Annotated in this window: 17 protein-coding genes; 11 read left to right on the top strand and 6 right to left on the bottom strand. The window is 64.8% G+C overall.

What is annotated here, in order from left to right; all coding sequences use genetic code 11:
- Positions 1 to 6 precede the first annotated feature (6 nt).
- The 5 genes from ACOIX3_RS27025 (at position 7) to ACOIX3_RS27005 (ending at position 6712) form a co-directional block, all read left to right on the top strand.
- Entirely contained in the window at positions 7 to 1158 is a 1152-nt protein-coding gene (locus ACOIX3_RS27025; protein ID WP_420965040.1) for a DegT/DnrJ/EryC1/StrS family aminotransferase, read from the top strand.
- A 35-nt stretch (positions 1159 to 1193) separates the two neighbouring features.
- Complete coding sequence (murJ, locus tag ACOIX3_RS27020) at positions 1194 to 2723, top strand: murein biosynthesis integral membrane protein MurJ (RefSeq protein WP_420965039.1); 1530 nt, start codon at positions 1194 to 1196, stop codon at positions 2721 to 2723.
- Positions 2724 to 2806: 83 nt separating this feature from the next.
- Positions 2807 to 3742 carry a DUF1152 domain-containing protein gene (locus ACOIX3_RS27015; protein ID WP_420965038.1) on the top strand — a complete coding sequence of 312 codons (936 nt, stop codon included), beginning with the start codon at positions 2807 to 2809 and terminating at the stop codon, positions 3740 to 3742.
- 108 nt (positions 3743 to 3850) lie between these two features.
- Positions 3851 to 6160, top strand: coding sequence for a xanthine dehydrogenase family protein molybdopterin-binding subunit (locus tag ACOIX3_RS27010; protein WP_420965037.1), 2310 nt, complete (start codon positions 3851 to 3853; stop codon positions 6158 to 6160).
- Between the two features lie 105 nt (positions 6161 to 6265).
- Positions 6266 to 6712 (top strand): c-type cytochrome, encoded by a 447-nt coding sequence (locus ACOIX3_RS27005; protein WP_420965036.1) that lies wholly within the window; start codon positions 6266 to 6268, stop codon positions 6710 to 6712.
- A 91-nt stretch (positions 6713 to 6803) separates the two neighbouring features.
- Here the strand turns inward: ACOIX3_RS27005 and ACOIX3_RS27000 are convergent, their stop codons facing one another.
- Positions 6804 to 7226: a CHRD domain-containing protein gene (locus ACOIX3_RS27000; RefSeq protein ID WP_420965035.1), complete on the bottom strand. Its 423-nt coding sequence runs from the start codon at positions 7224 to 7226 to the stop codon at positions 6804 to 6806.
- Positions 7227 to 7392: 166 nt separating this feature from the next.
- Between ACOIX3_RS27000 and ACOIX3_RS26995 the strand changes: the two genes are divergently transcribed.
- Positions 7393 to 8331, top strand: coding sequence for a c-type cytochrome (locus tag ACOIX3_RS26995; RefSeq protein WP_420965034.1), 939 nt, complete (start codon positions 7393 to 7395; stop codon positions 8329 to 8331).
- Positions 8332 to 8355: 24 nt separating this feature from the next.
- On the opposite strand, the gene ACOIX3_RS26990 is transcribed toward ACOIX3_RS26995, so the two are convergent.
- Positions 8356 to 8709 (bottom strand): DoxX family membrane protein, encoded by a 354-nt coding sequence (locus tag ACOIX3_RS26990; RefSeq protein WP_420965033.1) that lies wholly within the window; start codon positions 8707 to 8709, stop codon positions 8356 to 8358.
- A gap of 20 nt (positions 8710 to 8729) precedes the next feature.
- Positions 8730 to 9404, bottom strand: coding sequence for a hypothetical protein (locus ACOIX3_RS26985; RefSeq protein WP_420965032.1), 675 nt, complete (start codon positions 9402 to 9404; stop codon positions 8730 to 8732).
- Between the two features lie 101 nt (positions 9405 to 9505).
- On the opposite strand from ACOIX3_RS26985, the gene ACOIX3_RS26980 reads away from it, so the two are divergent.
- Positions 9506 to 10135, top strand: coding sequence for a TetR/AcrR family transcriptional regulator (locus ACOIX3_RS26980; RefSeq protein WP_420965031.1), 630 nt, complete (start codon positions 9506 to 9508; stop codon positions 10133 to 10135).
- A gap of 43 nt (positions 10136 to 10178) precedes the next feature.
- Here the strand turns inward: ACOIX3_RS26980 and ACOIX3_RS26975 are convergent, their stop codons facing one another.
- Positions 10179 to 10424, bottom strand: a complete 246-nt coding sequence (locus tag ACOIX3_RS26975) for an Lrp/AsnC ligand binding domain-containing protein (protein ID WP_016845986.1) — start codon at positions 10422 to 10424, stop codon at positions 10179 to 10181.
- Between the two features lie 192 nt (positions 10425 to 10616).
- Here ACOIX3_RS26975 and thiD point away from each other — a divergent pair, with 192 nt between their 5' ends.
- The 4 genes from thiD (at position 10617) to ACOIX3_RS26955 (ending at position 14712) form a co-directional block, all read left to right on the top strand.
- Complete coding sequence (gene thiD / locus ACOIX3_RS26970; protein ID WP_420965030.1) at positions 10617 to 11414, top strand: bifunctional hydroxymethylpyrimidine kinase/phosphomethylpyrimidine kinase; 798 nt, start codon at positions 10617 to 10619, stop codon at positions 11412 to 11414.
- 365 nt (positions 11415 to 11779) lie between these two features.
- A complete protein-coding gene (locus tag ACOIX3_RS26965; protein ID WP_050403538.1) occupies positions 11780 to 12592 on the top strand; it encodes a UDP-2,3-diacylglucosamine diphosphatase in 813 nt (270 codons plus the stop codon).
- Complete coding sequence (locus ACOIX3_RS26960) at positions 12589 to 13680, top strand: glycosyltransferase family 4 protein (protein WP_420965029.1); 1092 nt, start codon at positions 12589 to 12591, stop codon at positions 13678 to 13680. Before ACOIX3_RS26965 ends, ACOIX3_RS26960 begins: the two co-directional genes overlap by 4 nt.
- 42 nt (positions 13681 to 13722) lie before the next feature.
- Entirely contained in the window at positions 13723 to 14712 is a 990-nt protein-coding gene (locus tag ACOIX3_RS26955) for a threonine/serine dehydratase (RefSeq protein ID WP_420965028.1), read from the top strand.
- A gap of 75 nt (positions 14713 to 14787) precedes the next feature.
- Here ACOIX3_RS26955 and ACOIX3_RS26950 read toward each other — a convergent pair whose 3' ends face one another.
- Both ACOIX3_RS26950 and ACOIX3_RS26945 read right to left on the bottom strand, forming a co-directional pair.
- Positions 14788 to 16347, bottom strand: a complete 1560-nt coding sequence (locus ACOIX3_RS26950) for a caspase family protein (protein ID WP_420965027.1) — start codon at positions 16345 to 16347, stop codon at positions 14788 to 14790.
- Between the two features lie 237 nt (positions 16348 to 16584).
- Positions 16585 to 17871: a hypothetical protein gene (locus ACOIX3_RS26945; protein ID WP_420965026.1), complete on the bottom strand. Its 1287-nt coding sequence runs from the start codon at positions 17869 to 17871 to the stop codon at positions 16585 to 16587.
- Positions 17872 to 17943: the final 72 nt, after the last annotated feature.

Below are 17943 nucleotides of genomic sequence, written 5' to 3'. Positions count from 1 at the left end.
GCTTCCATGAACCAGCATATGCAGCTTGAGCCCATTCCCTTCATCGATATCGCCGCGCAGCGCCGTCGGCTCGGCAAGTCGATCGATGACGCGGTCGCGCGCGTGCTCGACCATTGCCAGTTCATCAACGGCCCGGAAGTCATTGCGCTGGAGAAGGCGCTGGCGGATTACAGCGGCGCCAAGCACGTGGTGAGCTGTGCCAGCGGCACCGACGCGCTCCTCATGGTGCTGATGGCGAAGAATGTCGGACCGGGCGATGCGGTGCTGTGCCCGACCTTCACCTTCTGCGCGACCGGCGAAGTCGTGACGCTGACCGGTGCGACGCCGGTGTTCGTCGACGTCGACGAAGAGACCTTCAACATCGACGTCAACTCGCTGAAGCGCGGCATTGCGACGGCGCGCGCACGCGGGTTGAAGCCGGTTGCCGTGATCCCGGTCGATCTGTTCGGCCAGAGCGCCGATCACGACGCGATCGGCGCGGTCGCCGAGGCCGAGGGCCTGTTCGTGCTCGACGATGCCGCGCAGGGCTTTGGCGCAACCTACAAGAACCGCAAGCTCGGCACCTTCGGGCTCGCGACCGGAACCAGCTTCTTCCCGGCCAAGCCGCTCGGCTGTTTCGGCGACGGCGGCGCGATCTTCACCGACGACGAGGAACTGGCGCGCACGCTGCGCAGCATTCGCGTCCACGGCCAGGGCTCGGACAAGTACGATAACGTGCGGCTCGGCCTCACGGCGCGGCTCGACACCATGCAGGCGGCGATCCTGCTCGAGAAGCTGAAGATCTTCGACGACGAGATCGCGGCGCGCAACAAGGTGGCGGAACGCTATTCGCGGGCGCTCGGCAACCTGGTTTCGGTGCCGCGCGTTGCTCCCGGCTGCACCTCGGTGTGGGCGCAATACACCATCCGTTTGACCAACGGCATCGATCGTGACGCCTTCGCGGCCGCCTTGAAGGCGCAGGGCGTGCCGACCATGATCTACTATCCGAAGTCGGTCCACCAGCAGACGGCCTACAGCCACTATCCGGTTGCCGACGGTGGCCTGCCGGTCAGCGAGCGCCTGTCGAAGGACGTCATCGCCCTGCCGATGCACCCCTATCTCGACGAGGCGGCGCAGGACCGCGTCATCGCGGCTGTGCGCAGCGCACTTTCTGCCTGATTTTGACGTAGGGTGATGATGCGCTAGAAGCAGCCATGCTTGGGCGCATCTTCACGGTTGGCGGCTATACCCTGCTATCCCGGGTCACCGGGTTCGCGCGCGACATCATGCTCGCGGCGATCCTCGGTGCCGGGCCGGTCGCCGACGCCTTCTTCGTGGCGCTGCGGCTGCCCAATCATTTCCGCGCGATCTTTGCCGAAGGCGCCTTCAACGCCGCCTTCGTGCCGGCCTATGCCCATGTCCATGGCGAGCGCGGCGAGGCGTCGGCGCGGCTGTTCGCCGACCGCATCTTCACGCTGCTGTTCGCCTCGCAGGTGATCCTGCTGGTGGTGGCGATGGTGTTCATGCCGCAGGCGATGAGCATTCTCGCGCCGGGCTTCACCGAGGACGCATCGCAGCGCCAGCTCGCGATCGAGCTGACGCGGATCACCTTTCCCTATCTGCTGCTGATCACGCTGGTGACGCTCTACGGCGGCATGCTCAACGTGATGCATCGCTTCGCCAGCGCCGCGGCGGCGCCGATCTTCCTCAACCTCGCCATGATGATGACGCTGGCGCTCGCCGCGTTCTTCCCCAGCGCCGGCCACGCCGCGGCCTGGGGCGTCCTGATCTCGGGCTTCTTGCAGTTCTTCCTGCTCGCCGGCGACCTCGCCCGCCACGGCGGCCTGCCGCGATTCGCGCCGTTGAAACTCGACGAGGATGTCCGCGCCTTCTTCCGCGCGCTGGGGCCTGCAACCTTGGGCTCGATGGGAACGCAGGTCGCGCTGTTCGCCGACACCATCATCGCGACCTTCCTGCCCGCCGGCGCGCTGTCGGCGCTGTACTATGCCGACCGCCTCAATCAACTGCCAATCGGGGTGATCGGGATCGCGATCGGCACCGTGCTGCTGCCGGAGATGTCGCGGCGCCTGACCGCCGACGATCATACAGGCGCCATGGCCGCGCAGCGCCGCGCCTTCGATTTCACGCTGCTGTTCTCGGTGCCGTTCGTGGCGGCGTTCCTGACGGTTGCCGATCCGATCATGCGCGCGATGTTCGCCCGCGGCGCGTTCTCGAAGGCCGATGCCGCCAGCGCCGGCGCCACGCTCGCGGCCTATGCGGTTGGGCTCATTCCCTTTGTGATGATCCGCAGCGCGGTCGCGACCTTCTATGCCCGCAAGGATACCGCAACCCCTGTCAAGGCGGCGCTGACCGGGGTCGCGGTCAACGTCGCGCTGAAGATCGCGCTGGTCGGCTCGCTGGCGCAGGTCGGGCTCGCGCTCGCGACCGCGGTCGGGGCCTGGGTCAATCTGCTGCTGGTGCTGCTGTTCGCCGTGCGCCGCGGCTACCTCGCGTTCGATCGCGCGCTGATCCGCTCGTTCGGCACTTTTGCGCTGTGCGGCGTGCTGCTCGCGCTCGCGCTGTGGCTGACCTCGCATTTTGCCTATGTGTGGTTCGCGCCGATGCAGCACTTCCGCGATGAGATGATCCTGCTGCTGCTGATTGCGGTCGGCGTCTTCGTCTACGCCTTGCTGATCCTCACGCTGTTTGGCCGCGGCTGGCTGTTCGCGCTGCGGCGCGTATAGATTTCTTTAGTCTTGTCAAGCGCTTGGAATAGTGCCCGAATGCAGCAAGGGCTGGCACGCCAGGAAGCAATTGGCTGTATCACATGATCCCATTTCTCGATCGCCTGGAGCAGGCGACCAACGTCCTCATCGCAGGTTGCGGCGGGGGCTTCGACGTATTCGGTGGCGTGCCTATTGCCGAGCACCTTTGGTCGCGGGGCAAGCAGGTCGTCTTCGGGAATTTTTCGTTCACCAATCTCTGGCTTTGCGGTGGCGAGCGCATCAATCCGACCACTTGGCGGGTCGATCGGAGCTCTGCCGAGATTCCATACTTTCCCGAGAAGTGGTTGGCGGAGTGGCTTGCGACGCGTGAGCGTGCTGTACCGATCTACGCCTTTGCCAAGAGTTGCGTCCGGCCGCTTGCTGCCACCTACCGCTGGATCGTCGAGCAGCACCAAATCGATCTGGTTGTGCTGGTCGATGGCGGCACCGACAGCATTCTTTTCGGCGACGAGCCTGGACTCGGTACCATCATCGAGGATGCGGTATCGATCGTCGCTGCGCAGAATGCCACTGATGGGCGGGCACTTCTTGCTGCGATCGGTTTCGGCATCGATCATTTCCATGGCGTCTCGCACCATGCCTTCCTCGAGAACGTTGCGCGATTGACAACTGACGGGGGATTTCTCGGCACCTTTTCCCTGTCGTCTAAGACGGCGGAAGGGGCGGCGTTTCTCGATCTGGTCGACTATGCCAACCAACGCCAGCCGGCGCATCCGAGCATCGTCTCCAATTCGATCGCAAGCGCCGTGCGCGGAGAATTCGGAAACTATCATGCCACCAATCGCACCAGTGGCAGCGATCTGTTCGTCAACCCATTGATGTCCCAGTATTGGACCTTCGCGACGTCGCAGCTCGTCGAGCGGATGGCTTATGCAGGCGGGCTGATGGAAACAGATCGGATGGAGGAGGCCGGCCGGGCGATCGAGCTTTACCGGCAGACGATCGAGCCAAGGCCGCTCCGCCCGAACCCGCTATAGTGATCGAGGCCCGCTCCGCAAGGGGCAAAACGACCCGAGAAAGGCGTTTGCGCTTCGCTGACAACCACGCCAATATGCGCGCAAACAACCAAGGCAATTGGAGAGACGATGGCAGCTCCCATCAAGTTCGGCGTCGGACAAAGTGTACGGCGCAAGGAGGATGACGCTCTGATTCGCGGCAAGGGCCGCTATACCGACGACGTCGCCCCGTCTCCCGCATTGCACGCGCTGATGCTGCGTTCGCCGCATGCGCACGCGACCTACACGATCGATGCCGGCAAGGCCCGCGGCATGCCCGGCGTGGCGCTGATCCTGACCGCGGCCGATGTCGCCGAGCTCGGCGGCCTGCCGTGCCTGTTCAATCTCGAAACCGATCCGTTCACCGCACCGCCTTATCCGATCCTCGCCAAGGATGAGGTGCGCCATGTTGGCGATGCCATCGCTTTTGTGGTCGCCGATACCCTCGATCACGCCCGCGACGCGATCGAGGCGATCGACGTCAAGTGGACGCCGCTGCCGGCGGTGGCCGGCCTGACCAATGCGGTGAAGAAGGGCGCGCCGCAGGTGTGGCCCGACAAGCCCGGCAATCTGCTGTTCGACGTCTCGATCGGCGACAAGGGCGCCGCCGAGGCCGCCTTCGCCAAGGCGCATGCGGTGGCCGAGATCACCATCGTCAATCCGCGCGTCATCACCAACTTCATGGAGACACGCGCCGCGGTCGCCGAATACGACGCCAGGAAGGATCATCTGACGCTGACGATCGGCAGCCAGGGCAGTCACCGCCTGCGCGATATCCTCTGCGACATGATCCTGAAGATGCCGAAGGAGAACATGCGGGTGATCTGCCCGGATGTCGGCGGCGGCTTCGGCACCAAGCTGTTTCCCTATCGCGAGTATGCGCTGATCTCGGTTGCGGCGCGCAAGCTCAAGAAATCCGTCAAGTGGACCGCCGAGCGCTCCGACCATTTCATGGGCGACGCGCAGGGCCGCGACAACCTCACCACCGCGAAGATGGCGCTCGCCGAGGACGGCAAATTCCTCGGCATGGATGTCGATCTGATGGGCGACATGGGTGCCTATCTCTCGACGTTTGCGCCCTATATCCCCCATGGCGGCGCCGGAATGTTGCCGGGCCTCTATGACATCCAGGCCTTCCACTGCCGCGTCCGCACCGTGTTCACCAACACGGTGCCGGTCGATGCCTATCGCGGCGCCGGCCGCCCGGAGGCGGCCTATGTGATCGAGCGGCTGGTCGACGCAGCCGCGCGAAAGCTCGGCATGACGCCGGATGCCATCAGGCGGAAGAATTTCATCCCGCCGAAGTCGCTGCCCTACACGACCGCGACCGGCAAGGTCTACGACTCCGGCGATTTCGTCGCGCATATGAAACGCGCGATGGAGATCGCGAACTGGAAGGAGTTTCCGAAGCGCGCCAAGGCCGCCAAGAAGGACGGCCTGGTGCGGGGCATCGGCATGGCGAGCTATGTCGAGGTCTGCGGCACCATGGGCGAGGAGACCGCCAATGTGGCGCTCGATCCCAACGGCGACATCTCGATCCTGATCGGCACGCAGTCGAGCGGGCAGGGCCACCAGACCGCTTATGCGCAGATCGTTGCCGAGCAGTTCGGCGTGCCGCCGGAGCGCGTCCATGTGCTGCAGGGCGACACCGACAAGATCGCGACCGGTCTCGGCACCGGCGGTTCGGCCTCGATCCCGTCCGGCGGCGTCAGCGTGCAGCGGGCGACGCACGAGCTCGGCAACAAGCTGAAGGAGCTTGCGGCGCAGGCGCTGGAAGCCGGCGCCGGCGACCTCGAGATCGCCGACGGCCGCATCCGCATCGCCGGCACCGACCGCTCGGTCAGCTTTGCCGATCTCGCCAAGCGTCCCGGCGGCGATACGTCGAAGATGAATTCGAGCGCGACCTTCGCCAGCGCCGACGGCACCTATCCGAACGGCACGCACCTCGCCGAGGTCGAGATCGATCCCGCCACCGGCATCATCAAGATCGTCAGCTACGTCATCGTCGACGATTTCGGCGTCACGCTCAATCCGCTGATGCTCGCGGGCCAGGTGCATGGCGGCGCGATGCAGGGCATCGGGCAGGCGCTGATGGAGCAGGCGGTGTACAGCCCGACCGACGGTCAGCTCGTCACCGGCACCTTCATGGACTATGCGATGCCGCGCGCCGCCGACGGGCCGTCCTTCGTGTTCGAGACCCACAACGTGCCGTGCACGACCAACCCGCTCGGCGTGAAGGGCGCAGGTGAGGCCGGCGCGATCGGCTCGTGTCCGGCGGTCGTCAACGCGATCGTCGAGGGACTGCATCGCGAGTTCGGGATCGACCACATCGACATGCCGGCGACGCCGGAGCGGGTCTGGATCGCGATCCGCGAGGCGCAGCGCCGCCATAATCTCTGATAAATTTGTCGCAGGCGGAATGAAGATTCCGCCTGCGGTGTTTGCAAACCAGGCCGGCCGCGTTCCTGCGGACCCGGACAGAACAGGATTTGAGGGGTTTTGCCGATGAAGCGGATTGTCGTCGTTGCAGCGATGCTTGCGTTGAGTGCGGGGGCGGTGGTGGCCGACCAGGAGCAGGTCAAGGTGACCCAGGCCCAGATGAAGGAAACCGGCAAGAACGCCGGTGCGCTCGGCGCCATGATCAAGGGCGAGAAGCCCTACGACCAGGCAACGGTCGACGCCGCGCTGGCGAAGTTCGAGGATACCGCCAAGAAGCTGCCGACGCTCTTTCCTGAAAGCAGCAAGGGCCTCAAGACGGAAGGCGATTACTCCGCCGGGCCGAAGATCTGGGAAGACAAGGCCGGCTTCGAGCAGCACATCGCGAGCTTTGCCAAATCCGTCGCCGACGCCAAGGGCAAGATCAAGGATGTCGACACGCTGAAGGCCGAGCTGACCGTGATCGGCAAGCAGTGCGGCGGCTGCCACGAGACCTATCGCCTCAAGAAGGGCTGAACGCCATTCGGTCAATGAAAAGGGCGGATGCTGTGAAGCATCCGCCCTTTGTTGTGTCGGCCGTTTCTTGTTGAGGTTTACTTCGTGAGATCTACTTCGTCACTTGGCCGCGGATCTCGCCGCCCGGGTTGGCCGCGGTGTGGACGTTGACATAGTACTTGCCGGCGAGGAGATCGGCGGCCTGCGCGTCGGTCAACGTTGCGCTGCCTTCGACCGGGCTCGACGTCGCGTTCGAGATGGCGACCGCGACACCGGAATTCTTGCCGGCCTCGGCGGGGCCGTGGAAATGTGCGGCGGTCGCAGGGCCCGACAGACCGGAATAGGTCAGCTTCCAGCTCAGCTTCTTGGTGGCCGCGTCGTAGTCGATGTCGGCAGTGCCGGTGCCGGCGCTGGTGTTGGCAGGCACTTCGGACTTGCCGTCCAGCTTCGCCGTCAACTTCTCGGCAAAGGCCGGACCGGCGAGGGCGATGGCGGCGCCCAATGTCAGCGTGGCAAGCAAGGTCTTGTTTGGCATGGTTCTCTCCCCTTTGACGTCACACGATGGTTGCAAATCTTCAAACCGCGGCTCTCCGGATTTATTCCCAAAATGATCGTGAGTGCGGCAAATTTGATGCGAGCTTGTGCGATCGGTTGCCATCATACTGGTTGATGAACTGACGCGACCAATGACGGATCGGTGAATGTTGCGACGAATTCTCCTATTGGCCGCTTTGGCCGGCTTGATCGGCTTCGGTGTGTTCTGGTGGTTGACGATCCCCGCGACCGTCGCCGCGAGTGCGCTGCCCGCCTACCAGCCCAATCTGGCCAACGGGCTCACAACGTTCAATGCGGGAGGATGTTCCTCCTGCCACGCGGTGCCGAAGCAGGACGACCGCACCAGGCTCGGCGGCGGCCTCGCGATACCGTCGCCGTTCGGTACCTTCTATGCGCCGAACATCTCGCCCGACCCGAACGACGGCATCGGCCGCTGGAGTGAGGCTGATTTCGTCACCGCGGTCATGAAGGGCACCTCGCCGTCGGGGACGCACTATTTTCCGGCGTTTCCCTACACATCCTATCAGCACGCCAGGCTCAATGACGTGCGCGACCTGTTCGCCTATCTGAAGACCTTGCCGCCGGTCGCCGGCAAGGTGCGCGACCACGATGTGCCGTTTCCCTTCAACGTCAGGCGCAATGTCGGTGTCTGGAAATTCCTGTTCATGGACGGCAAGCCGTTCGTCGCGGATGCCAGCCGCTCGGCGCATTGGTATCGCGGCGCCTATCTCGTCAACGGCTTCGGCCATTGCGCCGAGTGTCACAGCCCGCGCAATTTCCTCGGCGGCATCATCACTTCGCAGCGCTTCGCCGGTGGCCCGAATCCGGAAGGCGAGGGCTGGGTGCCCAACATCACGCCGCGGGGCATCGCGGACTGGAGCGCGAAGGACATCGCCTATTTCCTCGAGAGCGGACAGACGCCGGACGGCGACAGCGCCGGCGGATCGATGGTGCGCGTGATCCGCAACACCTCGCAACTCTCGCCGACCGATCGCGACGCGATCGCCGAATACATCAAGTCGCTGCCGCCGGTCGAGGGGCCGCCGAAGCCGACGCGCAAGGCGGACAAGACGGATCCTTCCTGATTGCGCCGGGTGATGCTTGGTCTGCTATCCGCGCCACGCACTGGCCGCAATGACCATCAAGCCACCGGCAATCGCGAGGTCCTTGAAGAAGAGCGTTCGTTCCACCTTGTCGGCGAGGTCGAGGTGAAACCCGAACGCGGTCGCGAGGCAAAACAGCGCAAGCGCGCCGGCGGTAAATGACGGCTGCCAGCCGATCAGCAACGCCAGGCCCGCGCCAAGCTCGAGCGCGATGACCAGCGGCAGCAGCATGCCGGGAATATGGTGTGCCGCCATGTGGTCGAGGAACGGCTTCGGGCCAGCGATCTTGGCTGCGCCGGCAAGGATGAACAGCAATGCGAGCAGGCTTCGTCCGGCAATCGTGACCATCGTGATCGGCATCAGGGGATCCTCCGGGCTTGTTATTGGCTGTTCTGACCGTGGCTTTTGGCTTGTGAAGCGAACAGGACGGCGGACAGGATGAAGGCAAAGACGAAGAAGATTGTCCGTCCCAGCACCAATGCCTTCGCCTGCTCCACCGGCGTGACCGAAATCAGGACCCCGAACGGGATGTAGCACCACAGCACCGCCGCGATGGTCCTGCCGAGCCTGCCGAACTGCAGGAAGCCGAACGAGAACAGCAAGACTGCGAGATAGCTGGCGTGAAACTTGACCTGGGAGGCGATCATCTGCAGCTCCCCATCGGCCGGCGACAGCGGCAATCCGTTCTGCATCGCATGCACCATGGTCATGATGTGGTGGTTCTCGACGCAATCGAGGATCACCGTGAGCATCATGGAGGCGAGCGCTGTGCCCAGCAGATAGGGGTCCATGATGATGCGTAGCCGGGCGGCCAGCACGATGAAAAATGCGCCGTAGAAGATCATGAAGAGATTATCGAGCCCGAGATTGAGCCGCAGGCCGAACGGCACGAGGGGGGTCGCAAGATACGCGCCATAGGCTTCGACGGAGCGGGCGGTCTGGAAGAAGTCCTGCGAACCCTTGGTGGTCAGGATACCGATCACCATGGCGGCGACGGTCGACGCCGCGAGCGTCGCCAGGATTGCGAGCGTGCGGTCCAATCGTCCGATCTGCATGATATAGCTACTCCGTGCGCGTCGAGCCGACTCGTCGGGTTACAGATATCAACTGCTATCTGAAAATAGATATCAGATGATATCTGAAAATCAATTGGTATTTGCAGGTTCGGGAGTCTTATTCGTTGCCCAGGCTAAATCGCGAGGAAAGTCAGGCCCGTACGAAGAGTCTCCTGATCGAGGCGGCGCGCGAGGAGATCATCAAGAAGGGGTTTGCGCAGGCCTCCGTGCGCGACATCGCCGACGCGGCCGGATTTTCGCAGGGCGCGTTCTATTCGAATTTTCCCGACAAGGAGGCGATCCTCCTGGAACTGGTGCAACAGCACCAATCCGAGGAGCGTGCAAAAATCGAAAGCGTGTTGGGGCAGACGCCGGGCGAGCCTGCGAAGGTGATGGCGGGCCTCGAAAAATGGGCCGCCACCGCCAATTCGGATCCGGGGTTTGCCGTGCTGGCGATCGAGTTGCAATTGCAGGCGCTGCGCAGCCCGACGTTCGCGCAAGGCTATAACGAACTCAACCGCAAGCACCGCCGTGCGCTGGGCGTGCTGGTGACGCGCCTGTTCGAGGTGCTTGGCAAGCAGGCGCCCGCCGATCCCGTGGAGATCGCTACCGGCTTCATCGCATTGGGCCGCGGCATGGCGCTGTTGTCGAGGGGCGGCGAGGTGAATCGCAGCGGCCGTATCGTCGTCACGTTCCTGAAGGCGCTGATCGACTCGGCGCCGGCCGCCTAGCGGCGCGCGCCTCGCCAATCGGGCACGTATGGAGGTCGATGCGCTACTTCGCGCCGAACGCCTTGAAGGTGATGATCGTGAGGGTGTCCTGGATGCCCGGGATCACCTGAACCTTCTCGTTGATGAAATGGCCGATGTCGGTGTCGTGGTCGACGTAGAACTTGACCAGCAGATCGTAATTGCCCGCGGTGGAATAGATCTCGGACGCAATCTCGGCTTCCGCCAGCGCGTTGGCGACGGTGTAGGACTGGCCGAGCTTGCATTTGATCTGGACGAAGAAAGGAACCATCAAAGTCGTCTCCGGGGATTTCCGCGACTATAGGCCAAAAACCGGCCGCCAAGGCAAGGGGCAAGGCAACGGGGCAACAAGGCCAACTCGCGGTAAAGTCAGGCGAACTTGCTGCCGACGGGCGGCCGGGCTAGGACAGGCCATGAGCTTGTTCGTCATGGTCTCATTCGTCTCAACCGCCGGTGCCGCACAATGACGCCGGTTGCGCTCACCATTGCCGGTTCGGATTCCTCGGGCGGGGCGGGCATCCAGGCCGACCTCAAGAGCTTTGCCGCGCTCGGGGTCTATGGCGCCTCGGCCATCACGGCGCTGACGGCGCAGAACACCACCGGCGTCAGCGGCATCCATCCGGTGCCCGCTTCGTTCGTCACGGCCCAGATCGATGCGGTGTTCTCCGACCTCGACGTCAGCGCGGTGAAGATCGGCATGGTGGCGCAGGCCGAGACCATCGTGGCGATCGCGGGCGCGCTGAAGCGCTGGGCGCCGCGCCATGTCGTGCTCGATCCGGTGATGGTCGCAACTTCGGGCGATCGGCTGCTCGCGGCCGAGGCGGTCGATGCACTGAAGACCATGCTGTTTCCGCTGGCCTCGCTGATTACGCCGAACCTGCCGGAAACGGCGGCGCTGCTGAACGAGCCGGTCGCCTCAAACGAGGCCGACGTCGCGCGACAGGGCAGGCAATTGCTGGCGATGGGATGTCGCGCGGTGCTGGTCAAGGGCGGCCACGGGCACGGCGCCGAGAGCACCGACTATCTGATCGACGGCGAGCGCAGCATCGCGCTCGCGGCGCCGCGCATCGCGACATCAAACACGCACGGCACCGGCTGCTCGCTGTCATCGGCGATCGCGGCAGGGCTCGCGAAGGGTGAGGCGATGGAGACCGCCGTGCGCAGCGCCAAGGCGTGGATCACGGATGCGATCGCCGCCGCCGATCGCTTCGCGGTCGGACATGGCCACGGGCCGGTGCATCACTTCCACAGATATTACTGACGCTCGGTAGCCCGGCTGAAGTTTGTAGCCCGGATGAAGCCAACGGGTCGCGCGAATGCGCGCCCGATGACAGGCTCCGCGAAATCCGGGAACAGATCATCCGCGGACGCAAGACCCCGGATTACGCTGCGCTTCATCCGGGCTACGCATCCATCGCCTCTTTGAATGCGTAGTGTTCCGCCGCGATATGCAGGCAACACAACCACTGTTCCGCACAGCTGCGTCCACCGATGTCGCCAGATTGTCGCACGCCGCTGTTATCCGCACTGGAGGGGCGTGCTGCTGATTCTCGTTAACTGTTAGTGAGGCCTTGGGTCGCGGGGATCGTCATCGCCTTGTCACAGGAATCTGTTAGGTGCACAGGCATGGGAAGTGACTCCTTGAGTGAAGAAAGCCCCGAGCGGCGCTTTCGCACTTTGTTTATCTCCGATGTTCATCTCGGAGCCCGCGGTTCGCAAGCTGACCGCCTGCTGGACTTCCTCCGCTCCCACGATGCCGACACGATCTACCTCGTTGGTGATATCGTCGACGGCTGGGCGCTGAAGTCGAACTGGTACTGGCCGCAGACCCACAACGATTTCGTGCAGAAGATGCTGCGCAAGGCGCGCAAGGGCGCCAAGGTGATCTACGTCCCGGGCAACCACGACGAGTTCCTGCGCAAATATTACGGCACGCATTTCGGCGGCATCGACGTGGTGGAGAACACCGTTCACACCGGCGCCGACGGCAAGCGCTACCTCGTGATCCACGGCGACATCTTCGATCTCGTGGTGCAGAACGCGCGCTGGCTCGCCCATCTCGGCGACAAGGCCTATGACTTCGCGATCCAGATGAATCGCTTCGTCAACTTCTTCCGCAAGATGTTCGGCGTGCCCTACTGGTCGCTGTCGCAATGGGCCAAGCTGAAGGTCAAGAAGGCCGTGAACTATATCGGCGCGTTCGAGGCGACGCTGGCCGGCGAGGCGCGGCGTCACGGCTGCGACGGCGTGATCTGCGGCCACATCCACTACGCGACGATTCATGACGAGCACGGCATCCGCTACATGAATTGCGGGGACTGGGTCGAGAGCTGCACGGCCCTCGCCGAGCATGAGGACGGCCATTTCGAGATCATCACCTGGACCGACCCGGTGCGCCGGATCGCGCCAGTTCCGCGAGTGACGGCACGCGCTGCATGACGCATATCCTGGTCGCGACCGATGCGTGGCATCCCCAGGTCAACGGGGTTGTCCGCACGCTGACCATGATGGCACAGGCGGCGAAATCGCTCGGCGTCGAGGTGAGCTTCCTGACGCCGGACGAGTTCCGCACCTTCGCGATGCCGAGCTATCGCGATCTCCGGCTGGCGCTGCCGTATCAGGCCAAGGTCGCCAGCCTGATCGAGGCGGCCAGGCCCGACAGCATCCATATCGCGACCGAAGGTCCGATCGGGCTGTCGGTTCGCCGCTATTGCCGCAAGCGCGGGTTGCCGTTCACGACGAGCTTCCATACCCGCTTTCCCGAATACGTCTCGGCACGCACGCCGGTCCCGGAAGCCTGGGTGTGGCGGGCGCTGCGCTGGTTCCACAAGCCGAGCCGGGCGGTGATGGCCGCGACCCCGGCGCTGGCCGCCGAACTGCGCCAGCGCGGCTTCCGCAACGTGGTGCTGTGGTCGCGCGGCGTCGATACCGCCCTGTTCCATCCGCGCGATGTCGACCTCTGCCTGCCGCAGCCGGTCTATCTCAGCGTCGGCCGGGTGGCGGTGGAGAAGAACCTCGAGGCGTTCCTCGATCTCGATCTGCCCGGCACCAAGGTCGTGGTCGGCGACGGCCCGGCGCGGGCGGCGCTGGAGCGGAAATATCCGGAAGCCGTCTTCCTCGGCGCCCGCCATGGGGAAGAGTTGGCCGAAATCTATGCCGCGGCCGATGTGTTCGTTTTCCCCAGCCGCACGGATACGTTCGGTTTGGTGCTGCTCGAGGCGTTGGCCAGCGGCCTGCCGGTTGCCGCTTTTCCGGTCACCGGTCCCCGCGACGTGATCGGCGCCGCGCCGGTCGGCGTGCTCGACGAGGATCTGCACCACGCCTGCCTGGAGGCGCTCGGCATCTCGCGGCAGGCTTGCGTCGATTTTGCCGCACTCCACACCTGGCAGGCGTCGGCCCGGGTGTTCATCGACCGCTGCATGAACGTCCGCCCCGCACCGCCGGACAGCGAGGGCGAGGCGCTCGAATTCGGCGCCGAAGAGCATCATTTCGCGTCCTTGCCGGCGCCTCAGCCAAACTCACGCTAAAGCGTCTTGCCGGGTTACCCGCCGCCGCGATACAAATCGTGGATGACGGACATCACTCTCAATCCACCCGTCGCTGCTGCGGACATCGATGCCGCCGCAAGGGTGGTCGCGCCGTTCGCGGTGCGCACGCCGCTTCTGACTTTCCCCGTTCTCAATGAACGCGTTGGAACCCAGGTCTTCCTCAAGCCCGAGATGCTGCAACGGACCGGATCGTTCAAGTTCCGCGGCGCCTTCAACAAGCTCGCCTCGATACCGCAGGACAAGCGGAGCGGGGGCGTCGTCGCGTTCTCCTCGGGCAACCACGCCCAGGGCGTTGCCGCGGCGGCAAAGATCCTCAACATGCAGGCGACCATCGTGATGCCTGCGGACTCCCCGATCACCAAGCGTGAGCGGACCAAGTCCTATGGCGCCGAGGTCGTGCTGTACGATCGCGATCGCGACGACCGCGAGGCGATCGCCAATGGCATCGCCAGCAAGCGCGGCGCGACGTTGGTGCGTCCCTATGACGATCCCTTCGTGATCGCGGGCCAGGGCACCGCCGGCCGCGAGATCGCCGAGGACATGGCCGCGCTCGGGCTCGTGCCCGACATCGTGGTCGCGCCGGCTTCCGGCGGCGGCCTGATCGCAGGTGTCGCTACCGCGGTGAAGGCAAAATATCCGCAGGCCCAGGTGATCGTCGCCGAGCCCGCGGGCTATGACGATCACGCTCTGTCGCTCAAGGTCGGCCATCGCGAGGCGCATGCGGTTGCGCCGCGTACCATCTGCGATGCGCTGATGGCGATGATGCCGGGCGAGCTGACCTTCGCCATCAACAGCAAGCTGCTCGCAAATGGCGTCAGCGTCTCCGACGACGAGGTCGGTGCCGCCGTCGCGTTCGCCTATCGCGAGCTGAAGCTCGTGGTCGAGCCCGGCGGCGCGGTCGGGCTCGCGGCGCTGCTGGCGGGGCGGATCGACGCCAAGGGCAAGAACGTCGTCATCGTGCTCTCGGGCGGCAATGTCGACGCCGACCTGTTCGCGAAGCTCGTCGCCTGAGACCAGCATCCTGAAAAGAAAGGGGGCAGGGCAGTCGTCGCTCTCTGCCCCCGTTTCGTTGTGGAGCGCGGCGGATCAGTGCTTGAAGCCGCCACGGTTGCCGCCGCCCATTCCGCCGAGATGTGAGCCGGACGGACTGGAGTGGAACGAGGCATTGCTGCCGCCTGATCCCGTCCGGTTGACTCGCATGCTCTGCCGCTCGGCGCGCAGGCGCTGCCCGCTGTTATCTTTCATGATCCGGTTCGATGTGGTGTTGCCGGCATTGGCTCCAGGAAGGCTCGCGACTTTGCCCTTGCCGATTGAGCTCGGCATGCCGACCGGCTTCGCTCCAGGCGCAGGCATGGTCACGATCTTGCCGACGGTACTCTGCACGCCGGCATTGATCGGCCGGAAGGCTGGACGACTAGAAAGCCGCGTGAACTGCATCAGCGGAATCGCCTTCGGCTGCGCCTGCAGCTTCAACGCCGACTGCGCGTAGGGGCTGTTGCCGAAATTGTCGTGGAAGGTCTTGTAGGCGAACGGCGTGTTGGCGAGCACCGCCTTGTGCCAGGCCGCGACCTGCAGCCAGTTCGTCAGCAGGAAGCGAATGCGATCGCACAGCGGATCGCGCGGATACAGCCGGATGAACTCCTCATAGTATTCCGGCCGGCCCTCCGACAGCACGAAGTCATAGGCCTGGCGCACCGAGCGGTTCGGCAGGTTCGACGCCATCTGCACCACCGGGCCATTCGCCGGTGCACGGGTCGACGCGACCGCGGTGTCGCCGAAGAAATAGAAGTCGGAGGTCAGCGACGAGCTTTCCCAGGGCGTCTGCCGGCCGTCGGTCGTAGAGTTGACGTCGAGGCGGACGCGCTTGAACAGCTGCTCGATCGGCAGGTTGGGCTCGCGCGCCAGACGCAAGAAGGCGTTGGTGTAGGGACTGTGGCCGTTGCTGCCGTCCTGCGCTTCCATGCCGGGCGCGGTCGAATAGCCGACGATCGAGCCGCTCGGGGCGTCAACGACGGCAAGACCGCGGCCGGCGTCGTTGACGTTCGGAAACGGGTTGTTGCGGCAGGCATCGAGCACCACGATGCGCATCCGGCTCGGGACGTTCTCGAGCGTGCCCATCACGTCGACGAGGCGCACCGAATTGCCGTCGAGGTCGGACGGCGTTGCGATCTTCGCGTCGACCGGAATCAGATAGTTCTCGCCGGCGAGCTGCACGCCGTGGCCGGCGTAATAGATCATCGCGACGGTGCCGGGGCCGCGCGCTGAGACCTTGTCGGAGAAATCCTGCAACACCTTGACCATGTCGCCCTGCCTGAGGTCGGTCGCGGCGATCACCTCGAAGCCGGCCGCGTTCAACAGCTCGGCCATCGACTGCGCGTCATTGCCGGGATTGGCCAGCTTTGGCGCATTCTCATAGTTCGCATTGCCGATCACGAGCGCGACGCGCTGCTCGGGGCCGCGTAGCGCAGCCGGCGCCGCTGCGGCAGATGTCGCCGGCGAAGCTACTTGATCGATCGATTGTGCCGGCGTCTGCGTTGCATTGCCGACGGTGATGCCGCTGGTCTCGGCAGATGCGGAGCCTGATACACCAAGGCTCAACAGGCCGAGCAACGCGGCCGATATCATGATGGATGTCAGGCGGACCATCGCGCGCTCCCAAAAGCTGGTCCCGGTGCAGGACCGGTCGCGGGGAGGCTAGGCGCAGATCGGGGCGCGGTAAGTGAGCTGGGTCACGCTGCGTGGGCAGTCAATGGGAGGTGAATGCTCGGACCGCACCGCCCGTCATGCGCGGGCTTGACCCGCGCATCCATCACAACAAGAGCCTTTGTTGTTGATGGATTGCCGGGTCAAGCCCGGCAATGACGAAAAGCGAATGTCCAGCGCCTACGAGAAGAACGCGATTCTCTCGACCTGGCTCATGCGGCGGATCGGCGCCAGCGGATCGTTGGCCGCGACGCTCGGCTTTTTCAAAAGGCCACTCGCGATGATGGTCGAGCCGAGTGAGAGTTCTGCTGCGGGAGCTGCGGCAGCCTCGACGGCGGGTGGGAGAGGCGGCGGCACGGCTGCCGGAGCCGCGGCAACCGGTGCTGCAGCAATCGGCGCTGCGGCCATCGGCGGCGGCTCGACCTTGAGCTCGATCAGCTCGGGCGCCGGTGCGGGCTCGGGCTGAATGGCCGGTGCAACCATCTCGGGCTCGTCAGCCATCGCCTCGGCGACGCGCATCTCCTCGGCAAGGTGCATCTCCTCGGCGATCGCTTCTTCGTCGATCGGATCGGGCGCGCCCATCTCCATCGCGATGAGGTCGAGCACCGCTTCGTCCTGGGCGTCAGCGGCGGCCTCGGTGACGCGGGCGAGCTCTGCGGCTTCGGCTGCGGCCAGCGCGGCCTCTGCCTTGAGCCATGCTTCGCTCGGCTCCGGCATTGCGGCCGCGGTAGCCTCAATGCTCGGCGTTGCAGCGGCCTCCTGAGGCGGCACCGGCGACGTGGCGGCCACGGCGGCATCGGGCGCAGTGCTCGCGGTGGCAACGCTTTCCGCCGCTGGTTGCGGCGAGGGGACAGCATCGGGCGGTTCCGCAACCGGTGCTTCGGCCACATCGGGTTTGGCCGCAGGCGTTTCCGCCTTGTCCGGATCGAATTCGCTGAGCCGGCGGGCCAGCGCCGCGAAAGCGGCATCCAGCACGGCCTTGGCGTCGTCCATCGAGACCTCGGTCGCACCGGCCTCGATCGCGCTGGCCTGCGAATCGATGATATCGCAGATCCGGCCGTCATTGCCGATCTCGCGCAGCCGCCAGGAGATCTCCCGAATCACCCGCACGCCCTTGCGCACCGGCGCGAGATTCGGCTCGAAGCTGATACCGTCGAGCGCCGCGATGGCGGAGGCCTGGGCGGCCTCGATCGCGCCGCGCAGGGCGGCCAGCGCCTGCGCCAGCTGCTCGTCCCGGATGGCCGCTGCGGCCGCCTGCCGCTGCGCGCTGAGGCTGTCCTCGATCCGCGCCACGGCATCGAGCACCATGCGGGTATCCGCATTGCGGTTGCGCTTGGCATATTCGCCGAGGAACCAGCGGCCCCGCGAGGTCTCCATGAAGGCCGCGCTGATCGCAGCATAGTCCTCCTCGCTCGGCAGGGCCGCGCGGGCGGATATCGGAGACAGGGCGAATGCTTCTTCGGCCATCACAATCTCTCCGCGCAAATCACTGCGCGTTACGCTAACGATCACCACGATATCGCGCGAATCGCAATTGAA

The sequence above is a fragment of the Bradyrhizobium sp. B120 genome (assembly GCF_049075665.1).
GTDB lineage: Bacteria > Pseudomonadota > Alphaproteobacteria > Rhizobiales > Xanthobacteraceae > Bradyrhizobium.
The sequence above is the reverse complement of the archived record's forward strand: the minus strand, read 5'-3'. Positions and strand labels throughout refer to the sequence as shown.

Coding starts and splice junctions, on each gene's coding strand:
- ACOIX3_RS26965 (WP_050403538.1), top strand. CDS start 11,780: ATGGGAAGTGACTCCTTGAGTGAAGAAAGCCCCGAGCGGCGCTTTCGC.
- ACOIX3_RS27015 (WP_420965038.1), top strand. CDS start 2,807: ATGATCCCATTTCTCGATCGCCTGGAGCAGGCGACCAACGTCCTCATC.
- murJ (WP_420965039.1), top strand. CDS start 1,194: ATGCTTGGGCGCATCTTCACGGTTGGCGGCTATACCCTGCTATCCCGG.
- ACOIX3_RS27025 (WP_420965040.1), top strand. CDS start 7: ATGAACCAGCATATGCAGCTTGAGCCCATTCCCTTCATCGATATCGCC.
- thiD (WP_420965030.1), top strand. CDS start 10,617: ATGACGCCGGTTGCGCTCACCATTGCCGGTTCGGATTCCTCGGGCGGG.
- ACOIX3_RS26995 (WP_420965034.1), top strand. CDS start 7,393: ATGTTGCGACGAATTCTCCTATTGGCCGCTTTGGCCGGCTTGATCGGC.
- ACOIX3_RS26950 (WP_420965027.1), bottom strand. CDS start 16,347: ATGGTCCGCCTGACATCCATCATGATATCGGCCGCGTTGCTCGGCCTG.
- ACOIX3_RS26985 (WP_420965032.1), bottom strand. CDS start 9,404: ATGCAGATCGGACGATTGGACCGCACGCTCGCAATCCTGGCGACGCTC.
- ACOIX3_RS27005 (WP_420965036.1), top strand. CDS start 6,266: ATGAAGCGGATTGTCGTCGTTGCAGCGATGCTTGCGTTGAGTGCGGGG.
- ACOIX3_RS26990 (WP_420965033.1), bottom strand. CDS start 8,709: ATGCCGATCACGATGGTCACGATTGCCGGACGAAGCCTGCTCGCATTG.
- ACOIX3_RS26960 (WP_420965029.1), top strand. CDS start 12,589: ATGACGCATATCCTGGTCGCGACCGATGCGTGGCATCCCCAGGTCAAC.
- ACOIX3_RS26955 (WP_420965028.1), top strand. CDS start 13,723: ATGACGGACATCACTCTCAATCCACCCGTCGCTGCTGCGGACATCGAT.
- ACOIX3_RS27000 (WP_420965035.1), bottom strand. CDS start 7,226: ATGCCAAACAAGACCTTGCTTGCCACGCTGACATTGGGCGCCGCCATC.
- ACOIX3_RS26945 (WP_420965026.1), bottom strand. CDS start 17,871: ATGGCCGAAGAAGCATTCGCCCTGTCTCCGATATCCGCCCGCGCGGCC.
- ACOIX3_RS26975 (WP_016845986.1), bottom strand. CDS start 10,424: ATGGTTCCTTTCTTCGTCCAGATCAAATGCAAGCTCGGCCAGTCCTAC.
- ACOIX3_RS27010 (WP_420965037.1), top strand. CDS start 3,851: ATGGCAGCTCCCATCAAGTTCGGCGTCGGACAAAGTGTACGGCGCAAG.